Annotated in this window: 10 protein-coding genes; 3 read left to right on the forward strand and 7 right to left on the reverse strand. The window is 57.1% G+C overall.

All coding sequences use genetic code 11. The features are described from left to right. Positions 1 to 4: 4 nt before the first annotated feature. The 4 genes from VEH04_06150 to VEH04_06165 form a co-directional block, all read right to left on the reverse strand. Positions 5 to 1,828: an L-fucose isomerase gene (locus tag VEH04_06150; protein HYG22348.1), complete on the reverse strand. Its 1,824-nt coding sequence runs from the start codon at positions 1,826 to 1,828 to the stop codon at positions 5 to 7. Between the two features lie 201 nt (positions 1,829 to 2,029). Continuing rightward, positions 2,030 to 2,989 (reverse strand): glycoside hydrolase family 43 protein, encoded by a 960-nt coding sequence (locus tag VEH04_06155; protein HYG22349.1) that lies wholly within the window; start codon positions 2,987 to 2,989, stop codon positions 2,030 to 2,032. 140 nt (positions 2,990 to 3,129) lie between these two features. Beyond that, complete coding sequence (locus VEH04_06160; GenBank protein ID HYG22350.1) at positions 3,130 to 4,098, reverse strand: MBL fold metallo-hydrolase; 969 nt, start codon at positions 4,096 to 4,098, stop codon at positions 3,130 to 3,132. A gap of 104 nt (positions 4,099 to 4,202) precedes the next feature. Continuing rightward, on the reverse strand, positions 4,203 to 4,586 hold the full coding sequence (locus tag VEH04_06165; protein HYG22351.1) for a prepilin-type N-terminal cleavage/methylation domain-containing protein: 384 nt from the start codon (positions 4,584 to 4,586) through the stop codon (positions 4,203 to 4,205). Positions 4,587 to 4,820: 234 nt separating this feature from the next. Between VEH04_06165 and serS the strand changes: the two genes are divergently transcribed. After that, positions 4,821 to 6,122, forward strand: a complete 1,302-nt coding sequence (serS, locus tag VEH04_06170; GenBank protein ID HYG22352.1) for a serine--tRNA ligase — start codon at positions 4,821 to 4,823, stop codon at positions 6,120 to 6,122. Between the two features lie 59 nt (positions 6,123 to 6,181). After that, positions 6,182 to 7,633: a glycogen synthase GlgA gene (glgA, locus tag VEH04_06175; GenBank protein HYG22353.1), complete on the forward strand. Its 1,452-nt coding sequence runs from the start codon at positions 6,182 to 6,184 to the stop codon at positions 7,631 to 7,633. A 73-nt stretch (positions 7,634 to 7,706) separates the two neighbouring features. Here the strand turns inward: glgA and lepB are convergent, their stop codons facing one another. The 3 genes from lepB to VEH04_06190 all read right to left on the reverse strand — a co-directional run bounded on the left by lepB (position 7,707) and on the right by VEH04_06190 (position 12,831). Beyond that, on the reverse strand, positions 7,707 to 9,083 hold the full coding sequence (gene lepB, locus VEH04_06180; protein HYG22354.1) for a signal peptidase I: 1,377 nt from the start codon (positions 9,081 to 9,083) through the stop codon (positions 7,707 to 7,709). A 2-nt stretch (positions 9,084 to 9,085) separates the two neighbouring features. Next, the gene (gene lepA / locus VEH04_06185; protein ID HYG22355.1) at positions 9,086 to 10,876 is read right to left on the reverse strand and encodes a translation elongation factor 4; all 1,791 of its coding nucleotides are present in this window, start codon (positions 10,874 to 10,876) and stop codon (positions 9,086 to 9,088) included. A gap of 209 nt (positions 10,877 to 11,085) precedes the next feature. Continuing rightward, positions 11,086 to 12,831, reverse strand: coding sequence for a DUF5060 domain-containing protein (locus VEH04_06190; protein HYG22356.1), 1,746 nt, complete (start codon positions 12,829 to 12,831; stop codon positions 11,086 to 11,088). A gap of 116 nt (positions 12,832 to 12,947) precedes the next feature. On the opposite strand from VEH04_06190, the gene VEH04_06195 reads away from it, so the two are divergent. Continuing rightward, positions 12,948 to 13,669, forward strand: a 722-nt coding sequence (locus VEH04_06195) for an MFS transporter (GenBank protein ID HYG22357.1), incomplete at its 3' end; no start/stop codon positions are given.

Genomic DNA, 13,669 nt, shown 5'->3' on the forward strand with positions numbered 1-13,669 from the left:
GTTGTTATGTCTTGCCGTACAGCGGACCGAAGTTTGCGCACGCGCGGAAGTCCGCGCCTTCCAAGTCCGCGGTGCCAAACGCTGTCCAGGCACTCGGGCGAAACACGCGTTCCTCCGCAACATTGTGCATGTAGACCGGGATGCGCAGCATTGACGCGAGCGTGATCAACTCTGCTCCGATGTGGCCGTAGCTGATCGTGCCGTGATTGGCCCCCCACGCATTCATGACGGAATACACATCGCGGAACACTCCGTGTCCGGTGACATTCGGCGCGAACCAGTGCGAGGGCCAGGTTGGGTTGGTTCGTTCCTCCAGGATCGAATAGATCTCCTTGGGCAAATCCACGAACTGGCCTTCGCAGATCTGCAGTGCAGGCCCGAGGCCTTTCACCAGGTTCAGTCGAAACATGGTGGTGGGCATTGCGGCCCGCGTTCCATACGCCGAGGAAAATCCGCCGCCGCGAAAATATTCATAGATGGCGGGAGGCCAGGTCGTCGCCTTGAGGCAGGCCTGGGCTTCCTGCGGAGTGATTTCCCAGAACGGCTTCATGACAGCTTCACCTCCGCGCTTCAACGCGCCGCAACCGTCGAGAGCCGCCGCGCCGGAATTGATCAGGTGCAACAATCCGCCAGCAGCCGGCCCTGTTAGTTGCGCGCCTGTGACGCGCCGCACGGCATCGGGACTCCAGTAAGTGCGGACATCCGCAAAAATCTGGGCGCTGTCGGTGAGCAAATGCCCGAGCAGCATGCACGCGCCGTTTAACGCATCGTTTTCTGTGGCGACCAGGATCGGCTCGCGAATGCCGTTCCAGTCGAACGAGGAATTCAAGATGGCCTCGAGAAAATCACCGTTCGGGTAGCGATCCGTCCATTGTCGCTGCCCCTGAAAGCCGCCCAGGATCGCGTTGTGTCCCTGTGCCTCTTCGCCGAAACCCAGCCGCTTCAGGCGCGGATTGCCGATCATCAGATCGCGCACGATCATCGTGGTTTTAACAACGAACTCCCATTCCCAGTCCTTTCGTTTGCGCGGGCCTTGTGTCTGGTTGTAATCCTTGCCTTCGCGGCAATTCCGCTTCACCCAGGCAAGCGCGCGGTTGAACTCAGCGGGATCGTAAATATTCTCCTCGATGCGGCGGATGACCTCGGTCATGTCGACGCTTTCGACACGCATTCCGAAAACGTCTTCGAGCAGATCGTGGTTCACAATCGAACCTGCGATGCCCATCGAAACGCCGCCGACTGACAGATACGATTTGCCGCGCATCGTGGCAACGGCGAGGCCAGCCTTCACGAAGCTGAGAATCTTTGCACGCACATCTTCTGGAATTTCAGTCGTTCCGATGTCCTGGACTTCGCGACCGTAAATCGTGAAAGCGGGCAATCCCTTTTGCGTGTGCGCCGCGCTGACAGCCGCAAGATAAACAGCACCGGGACGTTCCGTTCCGTTAAAGCCCCAGATGGCTTTTGGAACTGTGACGTCCATGTCCATTGTTTCTGATCCGTAGCACCAGCAAGGCGTGACAGTAAGCGAGACGCCCACGCCTTCGCGGCGAAACTTTTCGGCAGCCTGCGCAGCTTCCACCACGCCGCCGATGCAGGAGTCTGCAATGACACATTCAACGGCAGCTCCGGACGAATGGCGGAGCGATGACTCGACGAGGCGTGCGACATTGCGCGCCATGTTCATTGTCGTGACTTCAAGGGATTCGCGCACACCCATGAGCCGGCCGTCGATGGTGGGGCGAATTCCGACTTTGGGGAGGTCACCCACGAGGCGATTCAGCGGCGCTTTGTTTTTCTGAACGGGGTTGCTGATTCTGGTTTTCATGATGCGTTGTGATTCTCTGAAGAGCGCACATTGCCATAAAAGGTCCAGAGCGGCAGGAAAAAATCGCGAAGCGGCATCGTAGACCATGTTTCCAAACCTGTTCTGCCCTCCGCAGCAGGCTGCTGCGGAGGACGGGCGATACAGCAGACTCGGAGGTCTGCGCCACGAGGGGAGAAAGCGGTACGACGGCGCGTCCCTGCCTCAGGGGCGTGCCGATTCGACTCCGTCGAAGGTAATCTTTACGGGTTCGATTTCACCGTTCGCGTTGAAGGTCATGCGATCGATACATACGACGCGGTGATTGCCATCGGTTTCGCCCAGCGGACGGCGATGGTAAACGATGTAATACTCGTCCCTGCCCGGTAATTGAATCACGGAGTGATGTCCCGCACCGGTTGCCACGCTGGGATCCTGCTGCAGAATCTTGCCGATGCGTTTGAACGGGCCGAGCGGGGAATCGGCGATCGCATACGCGACGGAATAATTGGGACCGGTCCACCCGCCTTCAGACCACATGAAGTAATATTTTCCGTTCCGAATGAACATGAACGGTCCCTCAACGTATCCTGGCGGCGTGACCTCCTTGAAAAGCGTTCCATCGGAAAACGGTTCAAACCCGGTGAAATCCTTGTTCAAGCGAGCCACGTTGCAGTGCCGCCAGCCGCCGTAATACATGTAAAACTGGCCATCGCGATCGCGGAAAACGTATTGGTCGATTGGCTGAGCGCCATTGTGAAAACGATCAATCAGCGGCTTGCCGAGATGATCGCGAAACGGACCTTCAGGTCGATCGGCCACCGCCACGCCAATGCCGCCCAGTTCGCTGTTGTTCTGGATATCGTTCGCAGCGAAGAACAGGAAATATTTCCCTGAATTTTTTACAATGGCAGGCGCCCACATTGCACGACGCGCCCAGCGCACTGCGTTCGTATCGAGAATCCGGCTATGGCGCGTCCACTCGATGAGATCCGGCGAAGAGAACGCATCCAGGAAGACCTGTTGACCGTAGGGCGCCGAATACGTTGGATAGATCCAGAAGCGTTTGCCAAAAACCACGCCCTCAGGATCGGCATACCAACCAGGGAACACTGGATTTCCAGACAAACGTTTGGGCTGATCTGGCTGCGTTGAACGGCATCCAAACGAGATGAATGCGAGGATTACCACGGATAAACAGAAGCCATTTTCGAATCGCTGGATTCTCGACCTGCCTCTTGGGCTGGTTCCTGGAAAACTGTGATGCGCGCGCAACATTTGATGAAAATGAACATCGCGCGATTCCTGTCAAGATTTGCCGCCCTTCACGCGCCAGGCAGGATGAATGTGTCTCCGATCTGACGCAGGGCGATCCGTTCCTTTTCGGCTTCAAGCGCCGTCGTGAATCGTTGGATCGGTTCGTTCATGGGTTCGTTGCTGAGACGAAACGTTTGGTGATGGACGGGCACGATGTACTGCGCTCCTGCATCGTCGGCGAGACGCACAGCTTCCTCCGGAGTGCAATGATTCCAGATCCACGGGTCGTAGGCGCCGATGGGCATGATCGCCAGATCATGTGGACCCTTGGCCTTCAAGTCGGCGAAAAGCGGCGTGTATGCGGTGTCGCCGCCGAAGATCAGCGACTTCCCTTCGCACCGCAGCACATAGCCGTTGTAACCACGAGGTTCATCGTTTGGCCAGCGTTCGCCCCAATGCTTCACTTCGAAGGCGAGGACTTCCAATTCGCCCCGCTCGTTCTTGAAGCGCGTCTGTTCCCCCCAACCGAGTTCCACGACCTTTTTCAATCCAGTTCCTTCAATGACATCCGACGTCCTCCTCGCCGTAATCGCAAGCGGAGCCCGGCGCAAACGTCGAAGGCTGAAGATGTCCATGTGATCCATGTGCGCGTGCGATAGAAGGATGACATCGATGGAGGGAAGCTTTGACAGCGGGAGGGCTGGGGCGATGTAGCGCTTGGTGCCGATGGTCGTGAACCCCAATGACACACCTGCGCTCGAGCCAAGAATCGGATCGGTGAGGATTCGGATCCCGTAAAAATTGATCAGCACTGTCGCGTGTCCAAGCCAGGCGAGTGTGATTGCGTTGTCGTTCCATGAGGCGGGTTCGGGAACGACAGGGGCGGGAATAATCCTGCGCTTTGAATCCGCAAGGATCTGCCGAAACAACCGCCCTGCACGCCGCCGCGACGTATTCAGCCAATAAAAACCGCCGGCCAGTGTCAGTCCGGCAGAAATGGTGGCGTATTTAAGGAATTTTCTACGGCTCCGCAGCACGGGTCCAAAATGAACCAGCTCCCGGCAGTGTCAAGGAATGCGGACATGGCGAACGCTTCCCAGCGTGGGCAAGGGAAGCGGTGATGAATTCCCGTGTGTGGCCGCTAATACGGAAGCGTGTGGGCCAGCGGTCGCATACGGCATTCCGGCGGCGCCGTCAGGTCGAGCGTGTCGTAGCTGTTCTCGTAGGTCCTCGTCGAATCAAGCGGACACGAGAGCAGCGGCGCGTCGGACGCACCACGACCCATGTATTGCGCTACTTCGCCTGGCGTTGGAACCGACGTGGGTGCGCGGAGGTCTTCGAGCGCCCACATTTGTTTTGCGTTGTCGATCTGGCGCAGGTTGCCAATGCAGAGTCGTGCGGAAGCTGAGTGTCGCGCTTCCAAATAATGTGGAATCGCGATTTCTGCCAGCAATCCGACGATCCCCACAACGATCATGATTTCGGTCAGGGTGAATCCACCCTTTCCGCAGGGATTTATCTTCATACGGTTTACACGCGGCGTGAACCCGGTACCCGGCGGATTATTATGATTACAATGTGTTCACGTATTGCCGAATACCGACCGCTCCCTGTTGGCTCAGCAATGCGGGTGCCATCCGCGGATGGATGTTGTCGCACGCGGCGGAATTGCGGGTGTCTCTACACGGTACACGGATGTCTCATTCGGGAACTGGGCTTCCCACTTGCCCTGTCGGGGGTCACACCTATAATTCGCCGCGTGCTCGACATAAAACTTTTTCGTGAGAAGCCGGATCATGTACGCGAGCGGCTCGCCGCCCGCGGGGCAGGGGACGAAGCGCGGGTTGGCGAAATCCTGGCGGCGGACGAACAAAGGCGCAAACTGCTCGTTGAACTCGAAACATTGAAGGCGCAGCGCAATCGCGTCTCAAAGGAAATTGGTGCGCTGATGGCGCAAAAGAAATCCGCCGAGGCCGAGGATCGAAAGCGGGAGACGCGCGAGATGGGAGAAAAGATCAGCCAATTGGAGGCTGATGTGAATGCTGTCGATCGCCAGCGCGATGCCCTTATGCTCCAGGTCCCAAACTTGCCGCATCATTCCGTTCCCCTGGGCAAAAGCTCGGAAGATAATCCTGTTCTCCGCACGTTCGGTGAAAAGCCAACGTTCGATTTCAAACCGCGAACGCATGTTGAGCTGTGCGAGCAGTTGAAGCTCGTCGATTTCACGCGCGCCGCCAAGCTGTCCGGAAGCGGGTTCCTTCTCTACACGGGATGGGGCGCCCGTTTGGAACGTGCGCTGATCCAATTTCTGCTCGACCTCCACACGCTGGAACATGGCTACACGGAAGTGTCTCCACCGTTTGTTGTCGGGCCGCAATGTCTTGAGGGCGTCGGACAATTTCCAAAATTCAAAGACCAATATTACGGCCTCGCAGAAGGCGACAATACTGCCGAACTCGGAAAGTTGTATTTGATACCGACCGCAGAAACCCCGGTGGCCAATATTCATCGGGAGGAAATCCTGAAGGAAAGCCAGCTGCCAATTCGGTACTGCGCCTACACGCCATGTTTCCGCGGCGAAGCAGGCGCCGCAGGCGTCGGCACGCGCGGGATGATTCGCGTGCATCAATTCGACAAGGTGGAGCTGATCAAAATCGTGAAGCCCGAGGACGGGAATGCCGAGCACGAGAAAATGCTGGAGAACGCCGAGCGCGTGCTCCAATTGCTTGGCTTGCATTATCGCGTCGTGACGCTCTGCACGGGCGACATGGGATTCGCCAGCGCAAAGACGTTTGACATCGAAGTCTGGGCGCCAGGGCAGGGGAGTTACCTCGAAGTGTCGAGCGTTTCGAACTGCGAAGACTTTCAGGCGAGGCGCATGAACACGCGTTTCAAATCGGAGTCCGGGGAAAATCGATTTCCGCACATCCTGAATGGCAGCGGCACGGCGCTGGCCCGTCTGTTTGTGGCATTGCTTGAAACCTGCCAGCAGGCGGACGGTTCCATCGTGATTCCTGGGCCGCTCGAAGCTTATTTGAACAGGGATCGGATCCCCGCCTAACGGTTTCATGGAGCTGCGAAACCCACTGGCGAAACCCTGTTCCGCCGCTAATTTCTCCCATGCGCATCCTGCTCGCGAGCAGTGAGGTTCATCCCTATTCGAAAACCGGCGGCCTGGCCGATATGGTCGGCGCGCTCGGTAAACACCTTGCGCGCGCGGGTCACCAGGTCGGGCTCGTAACGCCTTTGTATGCCGGAATCCGGGAAAAGTTTCCCGCGATGGCACGATTCGGCAATCCGCTACAATTGATGCTCGGACATCAGCCCACAACGGCGGAGATCTGGGCGCTTGAGCCGATTAACGGCCTGACCATTTACTTCGTCGACCAGCCCGACTTCTATCAGCGTCCGGCGCTTTACCAGCGCGACGGTGCCGACTTCCCGGATAATGCCGAACGCTTTATATTTTTTTCGAAAGTCGTTGCGCACCTTGCGTTGACTTTGCCGTGGAATCCCGAGGTTGTGCATGCGCATGATTGGCAGGCGGGTTTGGTGCCGTTGTTGATGCAGGAGGAAGCGCGCCTCGGGAAAACAGGGCAGGGCAGGGTGCTGCCGCGAACGTTCTTCACGATTCACAATCTCGCCTACCAGGGACTGTTTCCAATTTCGCGATATGCGCTGACAAATTTGTCCTGGAGCCATTTCACTGCAGCAGGATTGGAGTTTTATGGGCAACTGAGCTGTCTCAAAGCGGGAATTGCGTATTCCGATTACGTGACAACGGTGAGTCCGCGTTATTCCAAGGAAATCACCACAACAGAATACGGCTGCGGCCTTGATGGATTTCTGCAGGATCATCAGGCGAAGCTCGTGGGAATCCTGAACGGCGTGGATTACGAGGAATGGAATCCTGAAACGGACAACACGATCCAGGCACCCTACTCGGCCGCCGATTTAAACGGCAAGGCAGCCAACAAGGCGGCGCTTCAGGAGGAAATGAAATTGCCTGTGGACGCCAACGTTCCGCTGCTGGGCAGCATCAATCGCCTCGTGGAACAAAAAGGCGTGGATATTCAATTGGGTGCGCTTGAGGAAATGCTGGGAGCCGATCTGCAGTTTGTGCTTCTCGGAAGCGGGAATCCGACCTTTGAACAAGCCTACGTGGACCTCGCAAAACGACATCCCACAAAGGTTGCGGTGCAGATTGGTTACAACCACGGATTGTCGCATCGCATTGAGGCAGGCACGGATTTCTTCCTCTTGCCATCGCGCTTTGAACCTTGCGGATTAAACCAGATGTACAGCCTGCGTTACGGCAGCGTTCCGATTGTGCGGGCCACGGGCGGGCTTGACGACACAGTGATCGACTTTTCTGAATCCCCGGAATCCGCCAACGGAATCAAGTTCTCAGAGTATTCAAGCACGGCGCTCGCCAGAGCGATTCGGAAGGGCCTGGCGATATACGACGAACCCGAATTGCTGGAGCATTATCGGATGAACGGCATGGCCGCGGATTTTTCCTGGAGCCGAACAGCGGATCAATACCTGAGCCTTTACCGTAAGGCGCCTTGATCAAGATAACAAACATTGTGCAATGTTAAATAATGCAGGTGAATCAGAGGCTTGCCCAACTTGGTTTGCTTCCTCAGTAGCTTGAACCCCAGCCAAAGCGCCGAGTGATCGGCCAATACACGAAGAACGATTTTCCAATCAGCTTCTCTTTCGGGAAATCGCCCCAAAATCGGGAATCGGAACTGTTCATCGTGTTGTCGCCGAGCACGTACAAATGATTCGTCTGAACCGTGAAATGACTCCCAGGTTCCAAATTCCCAATGGCCGCGTGGCCCAGGTATTGGTCCTTGCGGTAATCAATGGACTTCGAGTGCCGCGTGGCGCCACTGAACGAATACAAATTCGCAAAGTGCGGGGTCGATGCGGAAAGCGGTTCACCGTTCACGACCAGATGGCCAATCGCGACGGTTGGGTGCAATTCGTCCAGCGATCGCCGCGGCAGCTGCAGTTGGTAATCAGGCTCGATCGCCAATTCTTCGCCCCCAAGGCCAGCCAGGCGCTTGATGTAAAACGTATCGCCCTGCGTAGGCATCAGCTGATTCAAGCGATCAATCCCGTGTGTCTCGAATACAATGATTTCGCCGCGCTCAGGCGCCTTGAAATTGTAACTAAGGCGGTCGACGAACAGATGGTCGCCAGCGCTGACGCGCAGTTTCACCATGGTCTCGCCCTTGCGAAAAAACTGTCCCCGCTGAAGGGTCGACCGAACCTGCATTGCGGGCCCCACGCCCGAATACGTGGGCGCAAGCAGTTCGCTGCCGTAATCGGGCGGGAACCAAAGCGTCATGGTTTTGCCCGTGAAATAAATCTTCTGATAGATCTTGAAGATCGGCAGTCCAACGGGCTGATCGGCCCCGAGGAATTGGCCATCGTGCGGCGCCACCAGGTGAACGTAGGAATTTCCCTTGAACCATTCCAGCACGCGATTCGCGCCGCCGGGAATGTCAAATTCAGGCGAAAGATTTTCCGAGGTCACGCCAAACAGCGTCGGCTGCATCGAGCCCGTGGGAATCTTGAATGGTTGCAGGAAAAACGTGCGCACGCCCATGGCAACCGTCAAAGCGACGAGCAAGACCTCGACATTTTCGCGCCACGCGGCGTTGGGATACGGCCTTAACCACTTGTTGGCTGCGGCTTCGAGATTCTCAGATTCCTTCCGCAAGGCCTCTTTGCCGGCCTTGTTTGCCAACGCTTCACATGCGGAGTAATGAGCGGCTTCAACCTCGTGAACCGCAGCCGGCGAAAGAATATCGCGCTGATGATTCAGTATCTTGCGGACATGCTTGCAAAGAGAACGCGTATGCCGCGCCGGCCCTGATGTGAGCAGGTAAAAGAAACTGGGTGAACGCGGACGTTTGCCGGGCACGAAATCGGAGGGCGCGGGTGTCGGGGAGACCGCGCTGGGGCGATCGGACGGCGAAGAAGTTCCGCCTTTGACAGATTTCGCCATGGTTACGCCTTCAGCACTTCGATGAACGCTTCCTGCGGAATATTGACCGTGCCGAATGCCTTCATTCGCTTTTTGCCTTCCTTTTGCTTCTCCAGCAACTTGCGTTTGCGGCTCACGTCACCGCCATAGCACTTGGCCGTGACGTCCTTCCGGAAGGCGCTGACTGTTTCGCGCGCAACGACTTTTCCGCCAATCGCAGCCTGAATCGCCACCTGATATTGCTGGTGCGGGATCACTTCCTTCAACTTCGCGGCCAGGGCGCGTCCCCTGCCCTCTGCCTTGTCCCGATGCACGATGCACGAAAACGCGTCCACAGACTCGGCATTCACGAGCATGTCCAGCTTCACCATGTTGGATTCCTGATAACCCGCATGCTCATAATCCATCGAGCCGAATCCGCGAGTGATGCTCTTGATGCGGTCATGAAAATCAATCAGGATTTCGTTCAGCGGAACCTGGCTGGTCAGCATCACGCGGCGGGAATCGAGCGTTTCCGTGTGTTCCACAAGCCCGCGCTTTTCCGCGATCAACGCCATCATGTCGCCAATGTTTTCGTTCGGACAGATCACGAACGCTTTGACCATTGGCTCCTCGATCTTCTCAATATAATTAGGCTCAGGCATGAACGCGGGGTTATCGATCTCCTTGACCGTTCCATCGCTCATGGTGACGCGATACACCACGCTTGGATAGGTTGCGATGATGTCCATCCCGTATTCACGGCGCAGGCGTTCCTGCACAATTTCCAAATGCAGGAGGCCAAGGAACCCGCAGCGAAATCCAAAACCGAGGGCAACCGATGTTTCTGACTGGTAGTTGAACGCGGAATCATTCAACTGCAGCTTGCCCATGTTTGCCTTCAGATGCTCGTAATCCGAGGTGTTGATCGGGTAAATCCCGCTGAACACCATGGGATGAATTTCCTTGAAGCCGGGCAGGAGCGGAGAAGGATTGCGCGACTCCGTGATGGTGTCGCCCATTTTGACCTCCTGCGGGCTCTTGATGTTCGCCGTGATGTAGCCCGTTTCGCCGACGTTCAATTGTTCGCGAATGTAAGGCTTTGGATTGAAGCTTCCCACTTCCTTCACTTCATAGGCCCTGCCGCTCGCAAGGAACTTGACCTGCATCCCCGCTTTCACCGCGCCGTTGAAAACGCGAACATGTGTCACGACGCCCTTGTAGGTGTCGAAATAGGAATCAAAACAAAGCGCCTGCAACGAACTTTCGCCCGTGGCGTTGGGTGCGGGCACGCGTGCAACGATGGCTTCGAGAATGTCCTCGATGCCAATTCCCTGCTTGGCGCTCGCCAGGATCGCGGTCTCAGCGGGAATTGCCAGGATGTCCTCCAGCTGCTGCTTCGCCTGCGGCACGTTTGCATGCGGAAGGTCGATCTTGTTGATCACCGGTATGATCGTGAGATTCTGCTTCATCGCCAGATGAACGTTGGCGACGGTCTGGGCTTCCACGCCCTGGGCGGCGTCAATGATCAGGAGCGCGCCTTCGCACGCCGAGAGGCTTCGGGAGACTTCGTAGGAAAAGTCGACGTGTCCCGGAGTGTCGATCAGGTTCAGCTCGTATTCCTCGCCGTTCTTCGCCTTGTAGAGCATCGTGACGGGATGCGCCTTGATCGTGATGCCGCGTTCGCGCTCAAGGTCCATGGAATCCAGCAACTGGTCTTCCATGTCGCGCGTCGCAATGGTGCCCGTGCGATGCAAGAGCCGGTCGGACAGGGTCGTCTTGCCGTGATCAATGTGGGCGATGATGCTGAAATTTCTAATGTGTGCTGCGTCCATCTGCAAAAACCGGATTTCTTCAAGCTCCTTCCGCGGAAAAACCGCAGCGGGAGCTTGAGCCGTAGGAAGATACTGCCAAAGCCCGCTAAGAAAAGAAAAAACCCGGGGCCGCAGCGCCGACTGCGCGTACTTAACAAGCGGGTGGTCAGACCGGGTTTATAGGAGAACGGTTAAGCCAACCGCAAGTCGGCGCTCCGTAAAAGCGTGCGCTACTCCCGGCCTCGCAACAGCAGAACCCAGTCGGTATTTCGATCGGGCGGAACAAACGGAATACCCTTGCCGCCAATCCGGCGTTCGTCGGGCATGACGACTGATTTGGTCGTTGCCACTTCCGCGGGCAGGACCCTCACCTCCGCCGCCGCACGCTGCTGGCCGGTTTTGGTATCGATCCACACGTTGCGCACATACTCGCCTGCGGAGACGTGGACCGTGAAAGGTTCGCCCTGCGTGCTGAACGTCAGATATTGCTTTCCGGGCTCGGCGAGACACCAGACTCGTAACGGATCATGATCGGTCAAAAAGAAATCGTGCGGCGTCATGCGATGAAACGCCACTTCACGCGTCATCACGTCCGAAAGGATGTCCATGTACTTCGCCGACGCCGTATAAGGATTGTCGTCGCCATGAAACGGCATTCCCTCGGGTCCCCGCACGAACAGTTCATACTCCTTCGCATGGCCGTTCCAACAGAACGATGCCGCCGCGGTTGCACATCCCCATGCGGCCCGGCGCAAATCGTCCTGCGTTGACCCCGCCTTGTCCGCCCAGTAGCGCCGCCACAATGCGTTGCCTTCGGACATGAACACAGGCTTGCCGGGAACATACGAGATAAGGCACGCCTGATGATGCGTCCACGGCGTTTTCCAATACAGCATGTCCAAAGCGCGCTCAGGTGCCGCGATCTGGTGATTTTCAATCGCAGCAAAATTGTATTCAGGCCGTTTGTATTCGTTGTCGCGCGGGTGTTCGTCCTGGTAAGTGCGCAAGTGATTGAAGATGTCGTGCTTTTGCAGCAGCCGGGCCAATCCCAGCTCATGCGTTTCGCGATGGCCCGGGTCTTCCCAGACAAAGTTCCAGCCCGCGAGATTCGCAAACGGAGCAATGCGCGCAACGACGTAACGAACATAAAACTCCTTTTCCGATTCGCTCAGCGCTTCCCACTTGGGCCCGCCATTCTTTCGTCCTTCAAACCCTAGGAACATGTGCACGCCAACATTCCGGTCATTGAGCCAGCCGAGCCTTCGTTCCATCATTTGCCACACGTCGAGCCGCATTGTGCTTGAGGCGCGGCCTTCCTGATACAACGCAAGGTCAGTCGTGGAAGGCGGAGGTCCATCCTTGTAGAACTGTTCGAAGCAACAGAGCGACAGCAGCCAGTTCACCTGGAGATGATTGTAGCCGCGGTCGAGCAGCGGCTGGTAAACATTCTCGCTCACCCAATCGAACGGTTGCGCGATCGCGCCGTGCCCCGTTTCGTAGTAAGATTTAATCCAAACGGGTTCCGTGCCGTTGTATGCGAGCCAGCGCGGGTTCTCCTTGTAAGGCTGCAACATCCCCTTCCCTGCTCCACGCGTCACGCACGAAAAGCTCCCCGAGCCGCCTTCAGTTCCGTCGCTCCAACGCCACTGATACTTCCACTCGCCGGCTTCATCGGGCATGAAGCGCATTTTCCAGACATGGCCGTTCGTCGCGCTGCCTCCGCCCGCGCCGTCGCCATCAAAAAATCCGGGGAACCCGGTTGTCCGGCCGGATGGCGCCGTGTAGGTGCAGAGCAAAGTCACGTCATTAAATTTGTTGCCATAAGACTTACGATTTTCGACAGAAGACTCGAAAACACGATACCGTCCCACTTCTGGAATTGCCGCTTCGCTGCGGCTCACGTTTAATGCGGCCGCAATCAACACCGGCCAAAAAACGAACAGCCGGAAGGTATTAAAAGAATTGTGGTTGGACATGATGCCTGAGTTTTCCCAAACGCCTAAAGCAGCCAGCGTGTCGCTGCAAGCCATAACTCGGCCACTCATCCACCGCTGCGCAGACTTCCAAGTCTGCTGAACCAAAATAACTTCCCATGTCAGACCCCACTCCTCAAATGTCCCAGGTTCCTGAATCGGATACCACAGTCACCCGCCAGCAATGGAAATGGTCTGCCCTCGCAGGCATGGCGTCGTATCTCGACGCGGGATCGATTGTCGCCCTTGGTGCAGGATTGGTGCTCTTCCAAAAGGAGTTTCAACTCACGAACGGAATGGTCGGAGCGCTGGCTGCGATCGGACCCAACGCCATCGGCTGTGCGATCGGAGCGCTCGCCGGGGGCTGGCTGGGTGACAAGCTCGGGCGCAAGCGGATCTACAAATGGGATCTGCTGGTTTATGCCGCCGGCATCCTGTGCATCGCTTTCGCCTTCAACCGCGAGATGCTCTTCATAGGAACCGTGATTGTCGGACTGGCGGTGGGCGCTGATGTACCCACCTCACTCGCGCTGGTCGGCGAAATCGCCCCAGCCAAGGCGCGCGGCAAGCTCCTCGGTTTCACGCAGGTGGCATGGTGCCTTGGTCCCACAATCGTTCTCTGGCTGGCACTGGCGCTCGCACCGCTTGGCCTGCTCGGCATCCGCATCGTGTTCCTTCATCTGTTCGTCGTCGCAATCGTCACATGGGCGTTGCGGCGCGGGTTGGCGGAGTCCGCGCGCTGGACGGCAGCGGCAGCGGGTGCGAAGCAGAACCTCCGCGCATTATTCGTTGGCGCCAATCTGAGGGCACTTGCCTGGACCGGAATCATCTACCTGTTTTG

The organism is Verrucomicrobiia bacterium (assembly GCA_035629175.1).
In the GTDB taxonomy this organism is placed as follows: Bacteria; Verrucomicrobiota; Verrucomicrobiia; order Limisphaerales; family DASXHY01; genus DASXHY01.

Bases quoted from the DNA above. Each gene is read 5' to 3' on its own strand.
- VEH04_06150 (HYG22348.1), bottom strand. From the start codon at position 1,828: ATGAAAACCAGAATCAGCAACCCCGTTCAGAAAAACAAAGCGCCGCTG.
- VEH04_06165 (HYG22351.1), bottom strand. From the start codon at position 4,586: ATGAAGATAAATCCCTGCGGAAAGGGTGGATTCACCCTGACCGAAATC.
- glgA (HYG22353.1), top strand. From the start codon at position 6,182: ATGCGCATCCTGCTCGCGAGCAGTGAGGTTCATCCCTATTCGAAAACC.
- lepB (HYG22354.1), bottom strand. From the start codon at position 9,083: ATGGCGAAATCTGTCAAAGGCGGAACTTCTTCGCCGTCCGATCGCCCC.
- lepA (HYG22355.1), bottom strand. From the start codon at position 10,876: ATGGACGCAGCACACATTAGAAATTTCAGCATCATCGCCCACATTGAT.
- VEH04_06190 (HYG22356.1), bottom strand. From the start codon at position 12,831: ATGTCCAACCACAATTCTTTTAATACCTTCCGGCTGTTCGTTTTTTGG.